The 21,899-nt window shown below is 63.1% G+C and carries 18 protein-coding genes and 1 pseudogene; 15 read left to right on the top strand and 4 right to left on the bottom strand.

Annotated elements, in window-relative coordinates:
* Positions 1-134: 134 nt before the first annotated feature.
* The 3 genes from ACZ5M5_RS19125 to ACZ5M5_RS19115 all read left to right on the top strand — a co-directional run bounded on the left by ACZ5M5_RS19125 (position 135) and on the right by ACZ5M5_RS19115 (position 3,507).
* Positions 135-1,418: a Zn-dependent hydrolase gene (locus ACZ5M5_RS19125; protein WP_060741723.1), complete on the top strand. Its 1,284-nt coding sequence runs from the start codon at positions 135-137 to the stop codon at positions 1,416-1,418.
* Between the two features lie 118 nt (positions 1,419-1,536).
* Positions 1,537-3,021 carry a PAS domain S-box protein gene (locus tag ACZ5M5_RS19120; RefSeq protein WP_060741724.1) on the top strand — a complete coding sequence of 495 codons (1,485 nt, stop codon included), beginning with the start codon at positions 1,537-1,539 and terminating at the stop codon, positions 3,019-3,021.
* A gap of 240 nt (positions 3,022-3,261) precedes the next feature.
* Positions 3,262-3,507, top strand: a complete 246-nt coding sequence (locus tag ACZ5M5_RS19115; RefSeq protein ID WP_060741725.1) for a DUF1652 domain-containing protein — start codon at positions 3,262-3,264, stop codon at positions 3,505-3,507.
* Between the two features lie 26 nt (positions 3,508-3,533).
* On the opposite strand, the gene ACZ5M5_RS19110 is transcribed toward ACZ5M5_RS19115, so the two are convergent.
* Positions 3,534-4,925, bottom strand: a complete 1,392-nt coding sequence (locus ACZ5M5_RS19110; RefSeq protein WP_464737816.1) for a sensor histidine kinase — start codon at positions 4,923-4,925, stop codon at positions 3,534-3,536.
* Complete coding sequence (locus tag ACZ5M5_RS19105) at positions 4,903-5,586, bottom strand: response regulator transcription factor (RefSeq protein ID WP_053122824.1); 684 nt, start codon at positions 5,584-5,586, stop codon at positions 4,903-4,905. Before ACZ5M5_RS19105 ends, ACZ5M5_RS19110 begins: the two co-directional genes overlap by 23 nt.
* 276 nt (positions 5,587-5,862) lie before the next feature.
* Between ACZ5M5_RS19105 and hcnA the strand changes: the two genes are divergently transcribed.
* Genes hcnA through hcnC form a run of 3 tightly spaced genes read left to right on the top strand, consistent with a single transcriptional unit; the run spans position 5,863 to position 8,844 of the window.
* A complete protein-coding gene (hcnA, locus tag ACZ5M5_RS19100) occupies positions 5,863-6,186 on the top strand; it encodes a cyanide-forming glycine dehydrogenase subunit HcnA (protein WP_072404983.1) in 324 nt (107 codons plus the stop codon).
* On the top strand, positions 6,183-7,592 hold the full coding sequence (hcnB, locus tag ACZ5M5_RS19095; RefSeq protein WP_060741728.1) for a cyanide-forming glycine dehydrogenase subunit HcnB: 1,410 nt from the start codon (positions 6,183-6,185) through the stop codon (positions 7,590-7,592). Before hcnA ends, hcnB begins: the two co-directional genes overlap by 4 nt.
* Positions 7,585-8,844 carry a cyanide-forming glycine dehydrogenase subunit HcnC gene (gene hcnC / locus ACZ5M5_RS19090; protein ID WP_464737815.1) on the top strand — a complete coding sequence of 420 codons (1,260 nt, stop codon included), beginning with the start codon at positions 7,585-7,587 and terminating at the stop codon, positions 8,842-8,844. Before hcnB ends, hcnC begins: the two co-directional genes overlap by 8 nt.
* Positions 8,845-9,069: 225 nt before the next feature.
* On the opposite strand, the gene ACZ5M5_RS19085 is transcribed toward hcnC, so the two are convergent.
* Positions 9,070-9,681 (bottom strand): glutathione S-transferase, encoded by a 612-nt coding sequence (locus tag ACZ5M5_RS19085; RefSeq protein ID WP_464737814.1) that lies wholly within the window; start codon positions 9,679-9,681, stop codon positions 9,070-9,072.
* 29 nt (positions 9,682-9,710) lie between these two features.
* Positions 9,711-10,634 (bottom strand): MurR/RpiR family transcriptional regulator, encoded by a 924-nt coding sequence (locus ACZ5M5_RS19080; RefSeq protein ID WP_003202885.1) that lies wholly within the window; start codon positions 10,632-10,634, stop codon positions 9,711-9,713.
* A 313-nt stretch (positions 10,635-10,947) separates the two neighbouring features.
* On the opposite strand from ACZ5M5_RS19080, the gene ACZ5M5_RS19075 reads away from it, so the two are divergent.
* From ACZ5M5_RS19075 to ACZ5M5_RS19035, 9 genes and pseudogenes are all read left to right on the top strand, one after another.
* A complete protein-coding gene (locus tag ACZ5M5_RS19075; RefSeq protein WP_464737813.1) occupies positions 10,948-12,885 on the top strand; it encodes a bifunctional 5-dehydro-2-deoxygluconokinase/5-dehydro-2-deoxyphosphogluconate aldolase in 1,938 nt (645 codons plus the stop codon).
* 159 nt (positions 12,886-13,044) lie between these two features.
* The gene (gene iolE, locus ACZ5M5_RS19070; RefSeq protein WP_103310801.1) at positions 13,045-13,935 is read left to right on the top strand and encodes a myo-inosose-2 dehydratase; all 891 of its coding nucleotides are present in this window, start codon (positions 13,045-13,047) and stop codon (positions 13,933-13,935) included.
* Entirely contained in the window at positions 13,932-14,741 is an 810-nt protein-coding gene (iolB, locus tag ACZ5M5_RS19065) for a 5-deoxy-glucuronate isomerase (protein ID WP_103310799.1), read from the top strand. The genes iolE and iolB overlap by 4 nt, the downstream gene beginning before the upstream one ends.
* 28 nt (positions 14,742-14,769) lie before the next feature.
* The gene (locus ACZ5M5_RS19060; RefSeq protein ID WP_464737812.1) at positions 14,770-16,272 is read left to right on the top strand and encodes a CoA-acylating methylmalonate-semialdehyde dehydrogenase; all 1,503 of its coding nucleotides are present in this window, start codon (positions 14,770-14,772) and stop codon (positions 16,270-16,272) included.
* A 33-nt stretch (positions 16,273-16,305) separates the two neighbouring features.
* Entirely contained in the window at positions 16,306-17,127 is an 822-nt protein-coding gene (locus ACZ5M5_RS19055) for a TIM barrel protein (protein WP_060741735.1), read from the top strand.
* A gap of 151 nt (positions 17,128-17,278) precedes the next feature.
* Positions 17,279-19,210, top strand: coding sequence for a 3D-(3,5/4)-trihydroxycyclohexane-1,2-dione acylhydrolase (decyclizing) (gene iolD, locus ACZ5M5_RS19050; protein ID WP_464737811.1), 1,932 nt, complete (start codon positions 17,279-17,281; stop codon positions 19,208-19,210).
* Positions 19,211-19,239: 29 nt separating this feature from the next.
* Positions 19,240-20,250: a bifunctional inositol 2-dehydrogenase/D-chiro-inositol 1-dehydrogenase gene (gene iolG / locus ACZ5M5_RS19045; RefSeq protein ID WP_207282997.1), complete on the top strand. Its 1,011-nt coding sequence runs from the start codon at positions 19,240-19,242 to the stop codon at positions 20,248-20,250.
* 266 nt (positions 20,251-20,516) lie between these two features.
* Positions 20,517-21,568: pseudogene (locus ACZ5M5_RS19040) on the top strand (Gfo/Idh/MocA family protein).
* 142 nt (positions 21,569-21,710) lie between these two features.
* Positions 21,711-21,863 (top strand): hypothetical protein, encoded by a 153-nt coding sequence (locus tag ACZ5M5_RS19035; RefSeq protein WP_177431741.1) that lies wholly within the window; start codon positions 21,711-21,713, stop codon positions 21,861-21,863.
* Positions 21,864-21,899: the final 36 nt, after the last annotated feature.

Raw genomic sequence — 21,899 nt, 5'->3', positions numbered from 1 at the left:
AGCGAGCTCGCTCCCACATTGGATTTGGGTGGATGCAAAGTCTGTGTTCACAGCAGATCCCCTGTGGGAGCGAGCTTGCTCGCGATAGCGGCCTCAAGTACACCGAAAACATGCCTGAAAAAATGGAGATCCCCATGAACGCAGCCATCGACGTCCTGCAATCCACCCAGCCGCACATCAACCGCGACCGCCTGTGGCAATCGCTCATGGACCTGGCCCAGCTCGGTGCCACGGTCAAAGGCGGTGTGTGCCGGCTGGCGCTGACCGACCTCGACCGCCAGGCCCGCGACCTGTTCGTGCAATGGACCCAGGCGGCGGGCTGCACCGTCAGCATCGATGGGGTGGGCAATATTTTCGCCCGTCGCCCGGGGCGCAATCCGAACCTGCCACCGGTCATGACCGGCAGCCACATCGACACCCAACCCACCGGCGGCAAGTTCGACGGCTGCTTTGGCGTCCTGTCCGGGCTGGAGGTGCTGCGCACCCTCAATGACCTGAACATCGAGACCGAAGCGCCGTTGGAGGTGGTGGTCTGGACCAACGAAGAAGGCTCGCGCTTCGCCCCGTGCATGATGGGCTCCGGGGTGTTCGCCGAGAAATTCACCCTCGAAGAAACCCTCGCCAAGACCGACGCCGAGGGCATCAGCGTGGGCCAGGCGCTCAATGCCATCGGCTATGCCGGCCCGCGCCCGGTCAGTGGGCATCCGGTGGGGGCGTATTTCGAGGCGCACATCGAACAGGGGCCGATCCTCGAAGATGAGGGCAAGACCATCGGCGTGGTGATGGGCGCGCTGGGGCAGAAGTGGTTCGACCTGACCTTGCGGGGTGTCGAGGCTCACGCTGGTCCGACCCCGATGCACCTGCGTAAGGACGCCCTGGTGGGCGCGTCGGTCATCGTCGGCGCCGTCAACCGCGCCGCCCTCGGTCATCAGCCCCATGCCTGCGGCACGGTCGGTTGCCTGCAGGCCTATCCGGGCTCGCGCAACGTGATTCCCGGCGAGGTGCGCATGACGCTGGATTTCCGTCATCTGGAACCGGCGCGCCTGGACTCGATGATCGCCGAGGTCAAGCAAGTGATCGAAGACACCTGCCGGCAGCACGGCCTGACCTTCGATTTGAAACCCACCGCCGACTTCCCGCCGCTGTATTTCGACCAGGGCTGCGTCGACGCCGTGCGCGGCGCCGCACAAGGGCTGGGCCTGTCTCACCTGGACATCGTCAGCGGTGCCGGCCATGACGCGATTTTCCTCGCCGAACTGGGCCCGGCCGGGATGATCTTCGTGCCCTGCGAAGGCGGCATCAGCCACAACGAAATCGAAAACGCCGCCCCGGATGACCTCGCCGCCGGCTGCGCGGTGTTGCTGCGAGCGATGCTGGCGGCCTCCCAGGCGATTGCCGAGGGGCGCATGGCGGCGTGAAGGGTAGAAGATCGCAGCCTCGTTGCATTCGACAGCTCCTACACCGCTGTTACGGGGAACGTGTCATCACTGGGGGTGGTCGTAACTTCCATGCGCGCCTGAATCACATGGAGACCCAATGAATCAGCAAGTCCCGACCACCGATACCAACCGTCGTCAATTGCTGCAGATCATTGCCGGACTGTCCGACGGGGTGATGTTGATCGAGGTTGACCAGACCATTGCCTGGGCCAACGCAGCGGCCTTGACCATGCACGGGGTCCAGGACCTCTCTGAGCTGGGCACCACGGCCCGGCAATATGCCCGGCGGTTCAACTTGCGTTACCGCAACAACCATCCGTTGACGGAAGACAATTACCCTATCGCCCGGGTTGCCCGTGGCGATGAGTTCAGCGATGTGTTGGTGGAGGTCACGCCCAAGGCTGACCCGGATCGCACCTGGGTGCATCGGATCCGCAGCATGGTCCTGGCCGACCGCAACGGCGAGCCGGAGCTGCTCGTGTTGATCCTCAGCGATGCCACCGAATGGGCCAGCGCCGAGCAGCGCTTCGAGAAAACCTTTGGGGCCAACCCGGCGCCGGCGGTGATCTGTCGCCTCAGCGACCTGCGCTACATCAAGGTCAACCCGGGGTTCCTGGAGATGACCGGCTACAGTCGCGAGCAGGTGATCGGGCGTTCGGTGTATGAACTGGATGTGCTCGAGGCCGCCGAAAAACGCGACCTGGCCGTCGAGCGCCTGGGGCAGGGCGCGACGATTCCGCAAATGCAGGCCGAGTTGAAATTGCCCGATGGCACCACCAAGCAGGTGATCGTCGCCGGCCAGCCCCTGGATCTGCACGACGAAGACTGCATGCTGTTTTCCTTCATGGACATGGAGCCACGCCGCAAGGCAGAAACGGCGCTGCGCCAGAGCGAGGAGCGTTTTGCCAAGTCGTTCCGCCTGTCGCCCGTGCCCACCCTGGTGTGCAGCGCCGAACAGCAATTGCTGGAAATCAACGAGGCGTTTCTCCAGACCACCGGTTACGCCAGCGAAGAGTTGCTGGGTAAAACCGTGGAGGAGATCGGTTTTCTCGACAAGGACGCCGGCGCCGCGCTGTTTGCCCGGCTGGAAAAGGCTGCCGCAGTCTCCAGTATCGACGTCAAGGTGCACAAGAAAGGCGGTGAACTCATCGATTGCGAGGTCGCCGCCGACACGGTGCTCATCCAGGACAAGCCCTGTTACCTGTTGGTGCTGATGAACATCACTGAACGCAAGCGCTCGGAACTGGAGCTGGTGGCGGCCATCGAGGAGGTGATGAAAGACGCGTCCTGGTTCAGCCGGACCCTGATTGAAAAACTGGCCAACGTGAAGAGCATCAATGCCCAGGTGCCCAGCGCATCATTTACCGAGCTGACGGCCCGGGAGCGTGATGTGCTGGGGCTGATTTGCGAGGGGCTGGCAGACAAGGAAATCGCCGCGCGGCTGAAGCTGGCGCCCAACACCGTGCGCAATCACGTGGCGACACTGTATTCGAAACTGGATGTCCACAGCCGCAGCGAGGCGATTGTCTGGGCGCGAGAGCGGGGTTTGTTCGCCAGCGAATGGCGAATGAAGGCACCATGATAGCCAGTGCAAATGCACCGGGTGTGCTGGTGCAAATTCGGGTTTTGCACGGGGGGACGGTTCCTTAGGCTATGGGTGTGCGACATCGTTTTTGATGTCGCGTCCCCCACGAAACACACAAGGAATACGCCACGATGTGCAGTGAACGAACCCGATACGAGCGTGACAGGATATCTATTTGGACCAGGAGGTCGGCGCTGTCCCCCGTTCATTTGTCCCCTCAGGGCTGAGGTGCATCCCATGACCCATCTGGCCCCCTTGCGTGCCCGCCTCGAAGAAAGCTTTACGCCGCTGGCCTGCGAATGCAGCCTCAATGGCGACGGCACCCTCACCGTGCGTCTGTATCACCGTGAAAGCGGCGAGGTGGACTTGGTAGTGAGCGGCATGAGTGTCGACAGCGTCCGCTCGGAAGAAAGTATCGCGAAGCTGATCGATGAGCTGCGCTATGAACTGCAAAACACCCCGCTGCATCGCAGTGAGTCCTGATAGATAAAGCTCGAGCACGCCACGCCCTACGGCTGCAACAATGTCCCCCGGCAATCGAGCACCAACCGTGCGCCGCCGTGTTCGCTGCTGCCCACCTCCAACGTAAACCCGTGCAGGTTGACGATCGCTGCGACGATCGACAGGCCCAGGCCGAATCCGCCGTGCTGGCTGCTGCCCTCGGCGCGGTAGAAACGGCGGAACACCGCCTTGCGCTCCGCCTCGGGGATGCCCGGGCCGGAGTCGAGCACTTCGATGCGCGTGCTGTCGCCCTGGTCGACCCCACGCAGGATCACGGTGCCCCCCGGCGGGGTGAACTTGATGGAGTTGCTCAGCAGGTTCGACACGGCCTCGAACAGCAAGGCCCGGTCGCCGTTGAGCAGGGGCAGGGCGTCGGGCGCCTCCAGGATGAAGGTCAGTTCGCCTTCCTCGGCCAGGGGCAGGTAAAAATCATGCAGCTCCTGCAATAACTGCAACGGATCGAGGCGTACGAAGCCCGAGCGCCGTTGCTGGTCTTCCAGTTCGGAAATCCGCAACAAACCACGAAACCGCGCCATCAGGGTGTCGGTCTCGGCGATCACCTGGTCCATCTGCAAGGCCTCGGGGGAACCGTCCGGCGCTTGCTGCTGGATGCGATAAAGTTGGGCACGCAGGCGCGTCAACGGGGTGCGCAGGTCGTGGGCAATGTTGTCGCACACGCCCTTGACCTCGTTCATCAAGCGCTCGATGCGCTCAAGCATGGCATTGACGATTGCCGCCAGCATGTCCAGTTCATCGCGCCGGCTCGACAGCGGCAGGCGATGGGTCAGGTCGCCGGCGACGATGGCTTCGGCGCTGGCCTGCAACTGGCGAATCCGGCGTAGCGGTCGGCGGCGCAGCAGGTGCCAGCCAGCGATGCCCGGCAGGATGGTCAGCGATACGCCCCAGAACAGCGCGTGCAAGATGATCCGTGTCACCGCGAACAGCGAGCCGTTGTCCCGGGCCAGGACCAGCCAGCGGCCGTCCTGGGTCCGGGTCGCCACCGCGTCGCAGCTGTCGGAAGGCACGCCCGGGTCATCGGAGTCGACGCAGCCGCCGAGCATGTGGATCTTGCCGTCAAGGGGCAGGTCGGTGGGCACGCGCAGGATCGGCCCGCTCAAATGGCGCAGTTGCGGATCGAACAGCCCGTAGGCGTCGACGCCGCGTTCGTCGAGCGTCAGGCTGGCCATGAGCGCATCTTCCAGTTGGTCGCCGTGGATCCGGGCGAACAGATGCTGGCGCTGCATCAGGGAGTGTTTGGCCAGGCTGTCGAGGTAGCCAAACACTTCGTAATACATCACCCCCATCAGGATCGCGCTCCAGATCACGAACAGCGAACTGTACAGCGCCAGCAGGCGGCTGCTGGAGGAACGCCAGCCCTTAGCGGGGTTCAGCAATGACATAGCCGGAACCCCGTACCGTGCGAATCAGCGGTTCCAGGCCCGGCGGGTCGATTTTCTTGCGCAGGCGGCCAATGTGGACGTCGATCAGGTTGGTGCCGGGGTCGAAGTGATAGCCCCAGACTTCCTCGAAAATCATCATGCGCGAGAGGATTTGCCCGCTGTTGCGCATCAGGAATTCCAGCAGCTTGTATTCGGTGGGCAACAGGCTCAGCAGTTGCCCGTTGCGGCTGGCTTCGCGGCTGATCAGGTTCAGTTCCAGGTCGGCCACCCGCAGCGCGGTCTCCGGCTCGCGGGTGCCATTGTTGCGCCGCAGCAGCACTTCGACCCGGGCGGCCATTTCGTCGGTGGCGAACGGCTTGGTCAGGTAATCGTCGCCGCCGGCCCGCAGGCCACGCACGCGTTCATCCACATCGGAAAGGGCGCTGATCATCAGGATCGGTGTGGCCACGCCCATGGTGCGCAGCGTGGTGACGATCACCAGGCCGTCGAGCTCAGGCAGCATGCGGTCCAGTGTGATCAAGTCGTAGTCGCCGCTGACCGCCCGTTCCAGGCCTTCGCGGCCGTTGTCGACCCAATCGACGTCCAGGCCGTTGCGGGTCAGCTCGGCAACGATTTCACGGGCGGTCACGGCGTCGTCTTCGATGGTCAGGATGCGGTTCATGGGCGGTACCGTGTGGGGAAGTTGGAGCGATTGCACAGCATTCTGCCAAAAATTACCTGTCGGCTTTCTGAAAAAAAGTTCATGGACCGGCACGCCGATTCGCTGGCCTGGATCAACACTTGGTCACAAATTATCCCTAACATGAATTTCGCGCGCACTATCATGTTGCGTCTGTTGCCCCGCTTCGGTGCGCTGTTGCCGGGTACCGACGCGAACCGGTGGATGTGTGCCGCAAGGAGCCGAAACTTCACTGAACCTTCAAGGAAGAGCAGCATGATGCAACCTCAAGACGTTCTACGCCGAACATTCGATATCCAGCCGTTGACCCGCGCCGACATGACGGTGCGCCTGGACGGGCAAGCCGTCAACGCCGCCCACGGGGAAACCGTCCTCACCGTCATCCAGTCCCTGGGGCAACGCCAGGTCGCCCGCAACGACCACGACCAGATCAGTGGCGCCTACTGCGGCATGGGCGTGTGCCAGTGCTGCCTGGTCAAGATCGACGGCCGCCACAAGCGCCGCGCCTGCCAGACCCTGGTGCGCCCTGGCATGCAGATCGAAACCCGGGCCAACCGCATGACCGAAACGGAGGCGCCATGAGCCTCGATCCGGTGATTGTCGGCGGTGGGCCGGCGGGCATGGCTGCGGCCATCGAGCTGGCCACCCACGGGGTGCGTTGCACCTTGCTCGAAGAGGCGCCGCGCCTCGGCGGCGTCGTGTACCGCGGGCCGCTGCGCGATGGCGTCAGCCTGGATTACCTGGGGCCGCGCTACAGCGAAGCCCTGGAAAAACTCCACGGAGAATACCAGCGCCATGCCGGGTTGATCGAGGTGCGATTGGGCAACCGTGTCATCGGTGCCGAAGGCTTCCGGGCGTTGATGCTGCTGGATGCCGACGAGCGCCTGGGCGAGGTCGCCTATTCCCATCTGGTCCTGGCGGCCGGTTGTCACGAACGCAGCGTGCCGTTTCCTGGCTGGACGCTGCCGGGGGTGATGATGCTCGGGGGCCTGCAATTGCAGATCAAGAGCGGCGTGGTCCGGCCGCCGAGCCCGGTGGTGATCGCCGGCACGGGGCCGTTGCTGCCACTGGTGGCCTGCCAGCTGCACGCTTCAGGCGTGGCGGTGGCGGGTGTCTTCGAAGCCTGTGGGTTCGGCCGGATCGCCAAGGAAAGCCTGGCGTTGCTGAACAAGCCGCAGTTGTTCCTCGACGGCCTGAGCATGCTGGCCTACCTCAAGCTCAATCGCATTCCCGTGCGCTATGGCTGGGGCGTGGTGCAGGCTGACGGCGAGGGTGAGTTGAGCCACGTCACCGTCGCGCCGTACTCCACGACCTGGGAGCCGGACCTCAAACGCGCCGAACAGGTGCCGGCCCAGACCCTGGCAGTGGGCTACGGGTTTATCCCGCGGACTCAATTGAGCCAGCAGATGGGCCTGGAGCACGGTTTCAGCGACGACGGCTATTTGCGGGCCGTGTCCGATGCCTGGCAACAAAGCAGCGAAGCGCACATTCACCTGGCCGGCGACATGGGCGGGATCCGTGGCGGTGAAGCGGCCATGCTCAGCGGGCGCATCGCGGCGTTGTCGATCCTCATGCAACGCAACGTGCTGGATCCGTCCACGGCCCTGGCCCACCGGGAGCGTTACCAGGCGCAACTGGCGCGGATCATTCGCTTTCGCGCCGCCGTGGATCGCTACACCCAGCGTGGTGCCGGGCAAACCGCGTTGCCTGCCGCCGACACGGTGATCTGCCGCTGCGAGCACGCCACCCGCGCCGACATCGACCGGGCGCTGGAGCAAGGCGTGCAAGACATGGCCAGCCTGAAGATGCGCACTCGCGTGAGCATGGGCGATTGCCAGGGGCGGATGTGCGTCGGCTACTGCAGCGACCGCTTGCGCGAAGCCACCGGGCGCGCCGACGTGGGTTGGCTGCGGCCGCGTTTCCCCATCGATCCGATTCCCTTTTCAGCGTTCCAGAATGCCGGCACGGAGGCGGTTTCCCATGATTAAGGACTACGACGTGGTCATCGCCGGGGGCGGTGTGATCGGGGCCTCGTGTGCCTATCAACTGTCCAAGCGCAAACACCTGAAGATCGCCCTGATCGACGCCAAGCGCCCCGGTAACGCGACCCGCGCCTCGGCGGGTGGGCTGTGGGCCATCGGTGAGTCGGTGGGCCTGGGTTGCGGGGTGATCTTCTTTCGCATGATGTCGGCCAACCGCAAGCGCCAGACCCAGGGCGCCGCCGTGGCGGTGGATGCCAGCACGCCGCACATCCTGCCGCAGTCGTTCTTCGAGTTCGCCTTGCAGTCCAATGCGATGTACCCGCAGTTGCACCGCGAATTGATCGACCGCCATGGTATGGATTTCAAGTTCGAGGAGACCGGGCTCAAGTTCGTGATCTACGACGACGAAGACCGTTTGTACGCCGAGCACATCGTCGCCTGCATTCCCCACCTGGCAGACCAGGTACGCTGGCTCGACCAGGCGGCCTTGCGCGAGGCAGAGCCGAATGTGAGCCATGAGGCCCAGGGCGCCCTGGAGTTTCTCTGCGATCACCAGCTCAGCCCGTTCCGCCTGGCCGACGCCTACACTGAAGGCGCCCGGCAGAACGGCGTCGACCTGTTCTTCAACACCAACGTGACCGAGGTGTTGCGCAGCGGCACGCGGGTGACCGGGGTGCAAACCGCCGAGGCGGGGACCTTCCACTGCCGGACCCTGATCAACGCGGCCGGCGCCTGGGCGGCGGACCTGAGCGAGCAGGCCACCGGCGTGCGGATTCCGGTCAAGCCGGTCAAGGGCCAGATCCTGCTGACCGAGCGCATGCCGAAAATCCTCAACGGCTGCCTGACCACCAGCGACTGCTATGTGGCGCAGAAAGACAACGGTGAAATCCTCATCGGCAGCACCACCGAAGACAAAGGTTTCGACGTGACCACGACTTATCCGGAGATCGAAGGGTTGGTGCAAGGTGCGGTGCGCTGCATTCCGCAGTTGGTCGACATCAACCTGAAACGAACCTGGGCCGGCCTGCGCCCGGGTTCGCCTGATGAACTACCGATCCTGGGACCGATGCGCGGGGTGGAAGGCTATCTCAACGCGTGCGGGCATTTCCGCACCGGTATCCTGACCTCGGCCATCACCGGCGTGTTGCTGGACAAACTGGTGAACAACGAGCCCTTGCCGCTGGACATCAAGCCATTCCTGGCGGACCGCTTCGAGGTGGCACCGGTGGTAGAGCCCAAGGAAATGGAGCTGGCCTGAGCAAATCCTGCGTGGGGGCTGTGCTGAATACATATCCCGCAGTCACCCCGAAACAAACTGTGGGAGTTGTGGTGAGTGCCTATCCAGCAGGCATCCGGGAACAAACTGTGGGAGCGAGCTTGCTCGCGATGGCGTCAGGTCAGGCAGTATCCCTGTTGACTGGTACACCGCTATCGCGAGCAAGCTCGCTCCCACAGGGATCCAGGGTGAATCGGAATCCTGCGCTTATTCCATCGGCGTGCTGACAAACGCCTCCAACCCTTCGGCATAGGCGGTGAACGCGCTGATCGATGGGAATGACTTGCCCTGCACCTGGTCCGGCACCACCAGGTGGGTGAAGCTCCAGGCCACTGCCACGGTGATGCCCGCCTGATCGAGTGTGCCATCGGTGGCCAGGGGCTGTTTCACCAGTTCCTGTTCGAGCATGCCATAGGCCGCCGCCAGTTGGCCTTCCACGCGTTCGACCCAAGGGGCGTGTTGGATTTCTGTCGGCCGCAGGTTGCGTTCGTAGTAGATCTGCACCGACTTTTCGCACGCCGCCAGGGCCAGGCCGATCAGGCGCAGGGCGCGCAGCCGTTGGCCACTGTCGACCGGCATCAGGCTTTTGCCCGGCGCGGCCAAGGCCTCGAGGTAGTCGATGATCAACGTGGAGTCCATCAGCACGTTGCCATCGTCCAGCATCAGGGTCGGGGCCTTGACCACCGGGTTGATGCGCTGGAATTGTTCGAAATGCCTGAACACCGAAACGGACTCGTGTTCCAGGGCAACCCCCAGGCACTTGGCGGAAATGGCGACGCGTCGTACGTAGGGCGAGTCCAGCATGCCGATCAGTTTCATGACGTCTCCTTCAGAAAATTCTGTGGGCGTTAGTCCTCGAACCCGACCTGTTCATGGATTTCATCGACCTTGAGTTCCAGCCGGTAAGCCACGGCGATGAACAACGCCTGGCACAGGCACAACGTGGCGCTCAACGAACGAAAGGCGAACGAACTCCCTTCGTTCACCAGCAACACGGCGTTGGCCCGCTTGGCCAGGGGCGAGAGGTTGCTGTCGGTGATGATCAGGGTCTTGGCCTGGTGATGCTGGGCAATACGCAGGCAGTGCTGGGTTTCCTTGCCGTAGGGCGTAAAGCTGATGGCGATGACCAGGTCGTTGGCCCGCACACTGCGCATCTGCTCGCGGTAGCTGCCCCCCAGGCCGGACACCAGGTGAATGCGTTTGTTGGTGTGTTGCAGGTTGTAGACCAGGTAATCGGCGACCGCGAACGAGCGGCGTACGCCCACCACATAGATGTTGTCGGCGTTGACCACCAGGTCCACGGCCTTTTCGAACGCCTGGTCGTCCAGCTCCAACCCCAGGCGCTCGATGCCCGACAGGGTCGCGTTGACGCACTCGCGGGCCAGGTCGCCGCCGCTGGCTTTCTGCGACTTGTTGGCGATCATGCTGCGGATGCGCTGCTGGTAGTTCTGCACCGGCGTGGTCTTGTGGGTGTAGGCCTCGCGGAACAACGCCTGCATTTCGCTGAACCCGCTGAAGCCGAAGCGCTGGGAAAACCTGACGATGGCCGAGGGGTGCACTTCGCATTCCCGGGCGATGTCGCTGATGCGGTCGACCATGATCCGGTCGCTCTGCTGGCTCATGTAGCTGGCGATGCGTTTGAGCTGGCGCGGCAGGCTTTCGTATTCGTCGGTGATCAGTTGCAGCAGGCGCTCGGCATTGATCGGAGGGCTCGGGAGGGCGGGTTCGGACGCGCTCTCGGACGGCGCCGGCAGATCATCGGGGCGGGTCATAGAAAATCCTTCTGGCTTGTTCTTATAGGGCGGCCCGAAAAAAGGCCGGCCCTCGACAATAGGTTGGCTGGTCGCAGTCTACAGCGTAGGCGCAGGGAAAATCATGGGCGGACAAATGTTGCAGCAGGTGCTGAAACGATGCACTGCGTCTGGTTCGCTTGGGTCATAGCGTATTGGAAAAAATATTCCACGTAAAAAATTTATAGAATAATTATTGATTATTGCGCGCTGCTCGTTTTAGTCTGCACTCACCAACAGCGTTGGCGCCGGTGTCGGCGACAAGCGCAGGCTGATAAAAATAACAGGAGCCAGCATGGGCCAGACTCGTTTTGCCAGTGGGCGTCAATTGGATGTGATCTGCCTGGGACGCCTGGGCGTCGACCTCTACGCGCAGCAAGTCGGCGCGCGCCTGGAAGATGTTTCGAGCTTCGCCAAGTACCTTGGCGGTTCCTCGGCCAACATCGCGTTCGGCACGGCGCGCCTGGGCCTCAGGTCGGCGATGTTGAGCCGGGTAGGCGATGACCACATGGGCCGCTTCCTGGTGGAGTCCCTGGCCCGCGAAGGCTGCGATGTCAGGGGCATCAAGGTCGATCCCGAACGTCTGACGGCCATGGTCCTGCTGGGGATCAAGGACCGGGAAACCTTTCCCCTGGTGTTCTACCGGGAGAACTGCGCCGACATGGCGCTGCGCGCCGAAGACATCGACGAAACCTTCATTGCTTCGAGCAAGGCTTTGCTGATCACCGGCACGCATTTCTCCACCGACGGCGTCTACAAGGCCAGTATCCAGGCGCTGGACTATGCGCAAAAACATCAGGTCAAGCGGGTCCTCGACATCGATTACCGACCAGTGCTTTGGGGCCTGGCGAGCAAGGCCGATGGCGAAACGCGGTTTGTGGCCGACCAGAAAGTCAGCCAGCACGTGCAGAGCATCCTGCCGCGTTTCGATCTGATCGTCGGCACCGAAGAAGAATTCCTCATCGCCGGCGGCAGTGAAGACCTGTTGACCGCGCTGCGTACCGTGCGCTCGCTGACGGCGGCGACCCTGGTGGTCAAGCTCGGCCCCCAGGGCTGCACGGTGATCCATGGTGCCATTCCGGCCCGGCTCGAAGACGGCGCCATTTACCCTGGCGTGCGGGTCGAAGTCTTGAATGTACTGGGCGCCGGCGATGCGTTCATGTCCGGATTTCTTGCCGGCTGGCTGGAGGACGCCAGCGATGAACGCTGCTGCCAGTTGGCCAATGCTTGCGGTGGGCTGGTGGTGTCGCGCCATGCCTGCGCCCCGGCAATGCCGACCCGGGCCGAACTCGACTATTTGTTCGACAGCCCGGTGCCCATCACCCGGCCGGACCAGGATGTCGTGCTGCAACGCTTGCATCAGGTCAGCGTGCCCCGCAAGACCTGGAAACAGCTGTTCATCTTCGCCTTCGACCATCGTGGACAACTGGTGGAACTGGCCCAGAAGGGTGGCCGCGAGTTGAGCAGCATCGGCGAACTCAAGCAGCTGTTCATCCAGGCGGTGGCACGGGTCGAAGCCGACCTGCGGCACCAGGGCATCGAGGCCGACGTCGGTCTGCTGGCCGACCAGCGCTTCGGCCAGGATTCGCTGAACGCTGCCACCGGCCGCGGCTGGTGGGTGGCGCGGCCGGTGGAAGTGCAGGGTTCGCGGCCACTGGCCTTCGAGCATGGGCGCTCCATTGGCAGCAACCTGATCGCCTGGCCACAGGAGCAGATCATCAAGTGCCTGGTGCAATTTCACCCGGACGACGAACCGCTGCTGCGCCTGGAGCAAGAGGCGCAATTGATGGGGCTGTACAAGGCCTCCCAGGCCAGCGGCCATGAATTGCTGCTGGAAGTCATTCCGCCCAAGGATCATCCATCGCCGCACCCGGACGTGCTCTATCGCGCCCTCAAGCGCCTCTACAACCTGGGCATCTTCCCGGCGTGGTGGAAGATCGAAGCCCAGGGCGCGGATGAATGGCAGCAGCTCGATGAGCTGATCCAACAGCGCGACCCGTATTGCCGTGGCGTGGTCCTGCTGGGCCTCAACGCCCCGGCCGCCGCGTTGGCCGAAGGGTTTCGCCAGGCCAGCCAGAGCAGCACCTGCCGCGGTTTCGCCGTGGGCCGCACGATCTTCCAGGAACCGAGCCGGGCCTGGCTGGCCGGGGAAATCGATGATGAAACGCTGATCCAACAGGTGCAGGGCCGGTTTGTGGAATTGATCGAGGCCTGGCGTGCTGCGCGAAGTTAGACATTGTGAATACTGAACCTGTGGGAGCGAGCTTGCTCGCGATAGCGGACTGACAGTTGACAATCAGTCGCCTGACCCACCGCTATCGCGAGCAAGCTCGCTCCCACAGGGTTCATTGCCGCCTTCAATGGTTATGAAAAAACAATAAAAGGTGCAGCCATGCCCGCTATTCGAATTGGCATCAACCCGATTTCCTGGAGCAACGACGACTTGCCATCATTGGGCGGCGAGACGCCGTTGAGTACCGCGCTGAGTGAAGGCAAAGCCATCGGCTACGAAGGCTTCGAGCTCAACGGCAAGTTCCCCAAGGACGCCAAGGGCGTCGGCGATGTGCTGCGGCCGTACGACCTGGCGCTGGTCTCCGGCTGGTATTCCAGTCGCCTGGCCCGGCGTTCGGCGGCGCAGGAGATCGATGCGATCGCCAGCCACGTCGAGCTGCTGGCGCAGAACGGCGCCAACGTGCTGGTGTACGGCGAGGTCGCCGATTCCATTCAAGGCCAACGCATTCCATTGGTCGAGCGGCCGCGTTTTCACACCGACGAAGCCTGGCAAGCCTACGCTGACAAACTCACCGAACTGGCGCGCTTCACCTTGTCCCAAGGCGTGCGCCTGGCCTACCACCACCACATGGGCGCTTATGTCGAGTCACCCGCGGACATCGACAAATTGATGGCCCTGACCGGCAGCGAAGTGGGCCTGTTGTTCGATTCGGGTCACTGCTACATGGGCGGTGGCGAACCGTTGCAGGTGCTGCGCAAACACATCGAACGGGTCTGCCATGTGCACTTCAAGGACGTGCGCAAACCAGTGGTGCAACTGGCGCGCAATAACCTCTGGAGCTTCCCCGACTGCATCATCAACGGCACCTTCACCGTGCCGGGGGATGGCGATATCGATTTCGCCGCGTTGCTCGATGTGCTGCTGGCCGCCGACTACCAAGGTTGGCTGGTGGTGGAAGCCGAGCAGGATCCTGCCGTAGCGCCGAGTTATGCCTACGCCAAGAAGGGCTACGACACCCTGCGTGCCTTGCTGGAAAGGAGTGCGTCATGAGCCTGTTGATCAAAAGCCATCCAGAGGGCCAGACCATGGTCCAGTTGCCCCGTGGAGAACTGGAGTACGTCGGCTTCGCCGCCTATCGCTTGAGCCTCGGTGAAACCCTACCGGTGGCCGCTGGCGACAAGGAATTGTGCCTGGTGCTGCTCAGCGGGCGCATCAGCCTCAAGGGCGAAGCGCCGGGGCAGGGCGCCTTCGATTGGGACAACCTGGGTGATCGCCAGTCGGTGTTCGAGGACAAGTCACCCTATGCCGCTTACCTGCCACCGGGCAGCCAGGCCCAGGTCACTGCCCTGAGCGATGTGCAGGTGGCGGTGTGTGCCGCGCCGGGTTCGGCGCGTAACGAATACGGCCCACGACTGATCCACCCGGAGAGCATGAAGCGCAGCGTGCGCGGCAAGGGCGCCAACACCCGTTATGTCTGCGACATTCTGCCGGACAGCGAACCGGCCCACTCGCTGCTGGTGGTGGAAGTGCGCACGCCGTCGGGGCACTCCTCGAGTTACCCGCCGCACAAGCACGACACCGACGACCTGCCACACCAGAGCTTCCTCGAAGAGACCTATTACCACCAGGTCAACCCGTCCCAAGGCTTCGTGTTCCAGCGGGTCTACACCGACGACCGCAGCATCGACCAGGCCATGGCCGTGGAAAACAGTGACCTGGTGGTGGTGCCCAAGGGTTATCACCCGGTCAGTGTGCCCTACGGGTACGAGTCGTATTACCTGAACGTCATGGCCGGCCCGAAGCGGGTCTGGCAATTCCATAACGATCCGCAGCACAGCTGGCTGCTGGATCTCTGACCCCACACATACGCAGGGAGAACAAGCAATGAGCGACGCCCCGGTAGTAGGCCATTACATCGACGGTCGAATTCAGGCCAGCGACAACGCGCGCCTGAGCAATGTCTTCAACCCGGCCACCGGTGCGGTGCAGGCCCGGGTGGCCCTCGCCGAACCGAGTACCGTTGACGCAGCGGTGGCTTCGGCGCTGGCGGTGTTCCCGGCCTGGTCCGAGCAGTCGTCCCTGCGCCGTTCGCGGGTGATGTTCAAGTTCAAGGAATTGCTCGATCGGCATCACGACGAACTGGCGCAGATCATCAGCCGTGAACACGGCAAGGTGCTGTCCGACGCCCACGGTGAAGTCACCCGGGGCATCGAGATCGTCGAGTACGCCTGCGGTGCGCCGAACCTGCTCAAGACCGATTTCAGCGACAATATCGGCGGTGGCATCGACAACTGGAACCTGCGCCAGCCCCTGGGTGTTTGCGCCGGGGTCACGCCGTTCAACTTCCCGGTGATGGTGCCCTTGTGGATGATTCCCCTGGCGCTGGTCGCCGGCAACTGCTTCATCCTCAAGCCTTCGGAGCGCGACCCGTCCGCCAGTTTGCTGATGGCTCGCTTGCTGACGGAAGCCGGCCTGCCGGATGGCGTGTTCAACGTCGTCCAAGGCGACAAGGTGGCGGTGGATGCGCTGTTGCAGCACCCGGACATCGAAGCGATTTCCTTTGTCGGCTCCACACCGATCGCTGAGTACATCCACCAGCAAGGCACGGCGCACGGCAAGCGCGTCCAGGCACTGGGCGGGGCGAAGAACCACATGATCGTCATGCCCGATGCCGACCTCGACCAGGCGGCAGACGCGTTGATCGGTGCGGCCTACGGCTCGGCCGGCGAACGCTGCATGGCGATTTCCATCGCCGTGGCGGTGGGTGATGTGGGGGATGAATTGATTGCCAAACTGTTGCCCCGTATTGATCAACTGAAGATCGGCAACGGCCAGCAGCCCGGCACCGACATGGGGCCGCTGGTCACCGCCGAGCACAAGGCCAAGGTGGAAGGTTTCATCGACGCCGGCGTGGCCGAGGGCGCGCGTCTGATCGTCGATGGCCGTGGTTTCAAGGTGCCGGGGGCCGAGCAGGGGTTCTTTGTCGGGGCGACGCTGTTCGACCAGGTTACCGCCGAGATGAGCATCTACCAGCAAGAGATTTTCGGGCCGGTGCTGGGGATTGTCCGTGTACCGGATTTCGCCACGGCGGTGGCGCTGATCAACGCCCATGAGTTCGGCAACGGCGTGTCGTGCTTCACCCGTGACGGCGGCATCGCCCGGGCGTTCGCCCGCAGCATCAAGGTCGGCATGGTGGGCATCAACGTGCCGATCCCGGTGCCCATGGCCTGGCACTCCTTTGGTGGCTGGAAGCGCTCGCTGTTCGGCGATCACCATGCCTACGGCGAAGAAGGGCTGCGCTTCTACAGCCGCTACAAAAGCGTGATGCAGCGCTGGCCCGACAGCATCGCCAAGGGGCCCGAGTTCAGCATGCCGACTGCTCAATAACCCGTTTTTTACAGTGCCGGAGGGAGAATAACAATGAACAAGCCCCTGCGTTTTGCCTTGAACCGAATGGTTGCACCGCGCCTGTCACTGCCCGAATTCATTGACCTGGCGCTGGCGTTGAGAACCGATGCCATCGAGATCCGCAACGATCTGAAGGGTGTCGAGATCGAAGACGGCATGCCGCCCGGTCGGGTGCGCGAGTTATGTGAGGAAAGGGGCATCAAGGTGTTGTCGATCAATGCCCTTTACCCCTTCGACGTGTGGAACGAGGAGCGTCGGACCCAAGCGGTGAGGTTGGCCGACTACGCCCGCGAATGCGGCGCCGAAGGGCTGGTGATGTGCCCGCTTAATGACCGCGCCGACCCGCGCAGCGAAGCCGAGCGCGCCGCAGGGCTGCGTACGGCCCTTAGCGAACTGGCGCCGATCCTGCGCGCCTTTGGCATCTACGGTTTCATCGAGCCTCTGGGGTTCGAAGAGTGCTCGCTGCGGCGCAAGCGCACGGCAGTGGACGCGATCCAGGCCATCGGCGGGCTGGATGTGTTCCGCCTGGTGCACGACACCTTTCACCATCATCTGGCGGGGGAGCAGGCGTTTTTTCCCGAACTGACCGGGTTGGTGCACATCTCCGGGGTCGAGGATGCCCAGGCGCCCTTGGCGACGATTCGCGACGGTCACCGGGTGCTGGTGGGCGCGGCTGACATTCTTGGCAATGCCGCGCAGATCGAGGCGCTGCGGGCCGGGGGCTACGAGGGCTACCTGTCCTTCGAACCGTTTGCCGAGAGCGTCCATGAATTGGCCGACATTCGCCAGGCGTTGGGGGCGAGCATGAATCACCTGCAAAGCTCACAGGCCTGACCCGACTTCCTGAATGATGGAGAACCCCTTGTGGGAGCGAGCTTGCTCGCGATGACGGCGCCCCAATCAATGCATGCGTCGCCTGACACACCGCTATCGCGAGCAAGCTCGCTCCCACACTTGACCGAGTTGCGTTTGAAAAGGTGCAAGCATGACCACAACACGACTGACCATGGCCCAGGCCCTGGTGAAATTCCTCGATAATCAGTACGTCGAGGTCGATGGCGTCCAGAGCAAGTTCGTCGCCGGGGTGTTTACCATTTTTGGCCACGGCAACGTGCTGGGCCTGGGCCAGGCGCTGGAGCAGGACAGCGGCGACCTGGTGGTCCATCAGGGCCGCAACGAGCAGGGCATGGCCCATGCCGCCATCGGGTTCGCCAAGCAGCACCTGCGGCGCAAGATCTACGCCTGCAGCTCGTCGGTGGGCCCTGGTGCGGCGAATATGCTGACCGCCGCGGCCACCGCAACGGCCAATCGCATTCCGCTGCTGCTATTGCCCGGCGATGTCTACGCCAGCCGCCAGCCGGACCCGGTGCTGCAGCAGATCGAACAGTTTCACGACCTGAGCATCAGCACCAACGACGCCTTCAAGGCCGTGAGCAAATACTGGGACCGCATCAACCGCCCCGAGCAGTTGATGACCGCGGCGATCCAGGCCATGCGCGTGCTCACCGACCCGGCTGAAACCGGCGCGGTGACTCTAGCGCTGCCCCAGGACGTACAGGCCGAAGCCTACGATTATCCGGACTACTTCCTGCAAAAACGCGTGCACCGCATTGACCGCCGTCCGGCCACCGAGGCAATGCTCGGCGACGCCCGGGCGCTGCTCAAGGGCAAGCGCCGACCGTTGATCATCTGTGGCGGCGGGGTGCGCTACTCCGGTGCCAACGCCGCGTTGCAGGCCTTCGCCGAGCGTTTCGACATTCCCTTCGCCGAGACCCAGGCTGGCAAGAGCGCCGTGGTGTCCAGCCACCCGCTGAACGTCGGCGGCGTCGGCGAGACCGGTTGCCTGGCGGCGAACCTGCTGGCCAAGAAAGCCGACCTGATCATCGGCATCGGCACGCGCTACAGCGATTTCACCACCGGCTCCAAATGGTTGTTCCAGCACCCGGATGTGCAGTTCCTCAACCTCAACATCAGCCCCTGCGACGCCTTGAAGCTCGACGGCGTGCAGCTGCTGGCCGACGCCCGCTCGGGCCTGGAGTCACTGTCCGCCGCGCTGGGCGACTATCGCGCTGAATGGGGCGGGCAGATCGCCGACGCCAAGGCCCAGTTGGGCGCCGAGGTCGATCGGATCTACCAGGCCGATTATCAAGCCGAGGAGTTCCTCCCGGAAATCGACGACCACATGGACCCGGCGGTGTTTCGCGAATTCATCGAACTCACCGGTTCCTGCCTGACCCAGAGCCGCGTGCTGGGCACCCTCAACGAAACTCTGGCCGACGATGCGATTATCGTCGCCGCCGCCGGCAGCTTGCCCGGCGACTTGCAGCGCGCCTGGCGCAGCAAGGGCGTGAACACCTATCACGTCGAGTACGGCTATTCGTGCATGGGTTATGAGGTGAACGCGGCCTTGGGCGTGAAACTCGCCGAGCCCGATAAAGAGGTGTACGCCCTGGTGGGCGATGGCTCCTACATGATGCTGCACTCGGAACTGGCGACTTCGATCCAGGAGCGCCGCAAGATCAACGTGGTGCTGCTGGACAACATGGCCTTCGGCTGCATCAACAATCTGCAGATGGGAAATGGCATGGACAGCTTCGGCACCGAGTTCCGTTTCCGCAACCCGGACACCGGCAAGCTCGACGGCGCCTTCGTGCCGGTGGACTTCGCCATGAGTGCCGCGGCCTACGGCTGCAAGACCTACAAGGCGACGACCCTGGAGGAGCTGCGCGCGGCCCTGGCGGATGCGCGGCGCCAGACGGTCTCCACCTTGATCGACATCAAGGTCCTGCCCAAGACCATGATTCACAGCTACCTGTCGTGGTGGCGTGTGGGCGTGGCGCAAGTCTCCACCAGCGCCCGCACCGATGCCGTCGCCAAGACCCTCAATGAACGACTGGCCAAGGCCCGTCAATACTGATTGCCCCAACCCTACGAAAGGAGTTCCACATGTCTTTGAAGCTGGGCGTCATCGGCACCGGGGCCATCGGCCAGGACCATATCCGTCGTTGCAGCCAGACCTTGCTCAACAGCCAGGTGGTGGCGGTGACCGACATCAACCTGCAACAAGCGGCCAAGGTCGTGGCCGATCTCAAGCTGACCGCCGAGGTCTACCCTGACGGCCATGCGTTGATCAAGGCGCCGGACGTGGAGGCGATCCTTGTCACCTCCTGGGGCCCGAGCCATGAAGAATTCGTGCTGGCGGCGATTGCGGCGGGAAAACCTGTGTTCTGTGAAAAACCCCTGGCGGTCACGGCCGAAGGTTGCCGCAAGATCGTCGAGGCCGAAGTGGCCCATGGCAAGCGCCTGGTGCAAGTCGGTTTCATGCGCCCCTACGATGAAGGCTATCGGGCGCTCAAGGCGGTGATCGACAGTGGCCAGATCGGTGAGCCGCTGATGCTGCACTGCGCCCACCGCAACCCGAGCGTGGGCGAGAACTACAAGACCGACATGGCGATCACCGACACCTTGATCCACGAGCTGGATGTGTTGCGCTGGTTGTTGGCCGATGACTACGTGTCGGTGCAGGTGGTGTTCCCACGCAAGACCAGCAAGGCCCTGGCTCACTTGCGGGACCCGCAGATCGTCCTGTTGGAAACCGCCCGGGGCACGCGCATCGACGTCGAGGTGTTCGTCAATTGCCAGTACGGCTATGACATCCAGTGCGAAGTGGTGGGGGAGACCGGCATCGCCAAGCTGCCGGAACCGTCCCAGGTGCAACTGCGCAGCGGCGCCAAGCTGTCCAATGCGATCCTGATGGATTGGAAGGACCGCTTCATCGCCGCTTATGACGTCGAGTTGCAGGCCTTCATCGACGGTGTGCGTGCCGGGCAAGTGGGTGGGCCATCGGCCTGGGATGGGTTTGCGGCGGCGGTGGCGGCGGATGCCTGTGTCGAAGCGCAGCAGAGCGGGCAGATCGTCAAGGTCGAGCTGCCCGAGCGCCCACCCTTCTATGGCTAACCCGCAATCCCTTGTGGGAGCGGGCTTGCTCGCGAAGGCGTAGTGTCAGTCGACATCAATGTTGAATGTACCGCCGTCTTCGCGAGCAAGCCCGCTCCCACAGTCGACTGCGTTCCCTCAAAGGTACTCGGTCAAATGGTGGGAGCTGAGCTTGCTCGCGATGGCGTAGTGTCAGTCGACATCAATGTTGAATGTATCGCCGTCTTCGCGAGCAAGCTCAGCTCCCACAGGGATTGCATTCATTCAGTGATTAACAAGGAGCTTTCATGCGAATCGGACTAGTCGGCTACGGCAAGGGTGGGCGGTTCTTTCATGCGCCGCTGATCAGCAGTCTGCCGGGGGCTACGTTCGTCGGCGTGGTGACCCGGTCCGCCGAGCGCCGCCAACAATTGGCCAGCGATCACCCGCAGGCCCAGGCCTTCGACACCCTCGAACAATTGGTAGCGGCCGGTGTCGATGCGGTGGTGGTGTCCACGCCTTTGGACGGTCGCCCGGCCATTGTGATGCAGGCCATCGAACTCGGCGTGGCGGTGGTCAGCGACAAACCGTTCGCCCCTGACGCCGCGCAGGCCGAGGCGATGGTGTTGGCCGCCGAACGTCGCAACGTGCCCTTGAGCGTGTACCAGAACCGCCGCTGGGATTCGGATTTCCTGACCCTGCGCAAACTATTGGCCTCCGGGGCGCTCGGGCAAGTCATTCGTTTCGAGTCGAGTGTCGAACGTTATTCGCCAACCTCGGTAGGCAAAGGCAGCGGTGGTGGGTTCCTGCGCGATTTGGGCAGCCACTTGGTGGACCAGGCGCTGCAACTGTTCGGGCCGGTGGTGCGGGTCTACGCCGAGCTGGACTACCGACAGCCGGACCAGGTGTTCGACAACGGTTTCTTCATGTCCTTGACTCATGCCAGCGGCGTAGTCTCCCACTTGAGCGGCAATTGCGTGCAAAACGCACCGCGCCCGCGCTTTCGGGTCAACGGCACCCAGGGCTGCTACACCGTCGACGGCTTGGACGGGCAGGAGGCTCAGGCATTGGCCGGGTTGAGCCCGGCAACCGAGGGCGAGCGCTGGGGGCTGAAGAGCATCGGCGCTGGGGCTGGTTCGAACACGGCACCGAGCGCGAGCGAGTGACCTCGGAGCGTGGCTGCTGGCTGACGTTCTACCAACACTTGCAAACCGCGTTGCAGGGCGCTGGCCCGCTGCCGGTGGAGGCCCGTGATGCGTTGGCGACCACCCGCATCCTCGACGCCGCCAGGCAGAGTGCCGGGCAGGGCGAAGTGGTGCGGTTGTCCACGCCAGTGGGTCATGGAATAAAAAACGAATAAAATTCTAAAATCAGTTGATATGGAAAATATTTTCCAATAAAGTCGATTCCAGGTTACCGACAACCCTGTTTGTCTTCCGCCAAGCCAGCCTTGAACGGATGACAGACGAAACAAAAACAAGAAACACAGCTAGGTACCGTCGATGAAAACCTTCAGCCGCTCTGCGTTTCACCTGCCACGTCTGCTGCGCCTGTCCGCAGCCTTTCCTCTGTTCGAATCCCTGTGTATCCAGCGCAACGGCGCCGTGGTCTGTTGCATGCCCGGCGCGCCCATCGTGCGCTTGCCCCGTTCCTGATCCGCTACGCCTTATCCATAAAACCAACAAAAAAGT

The sequence above is a fragment of the Pseudomonas sp. Van50 genome, assembly GCF_055390755.1.
Note: the sequence above shows the minus strand (reverse complement) of the source record. Positions and strands in the feature narration are given on the sequence as shown.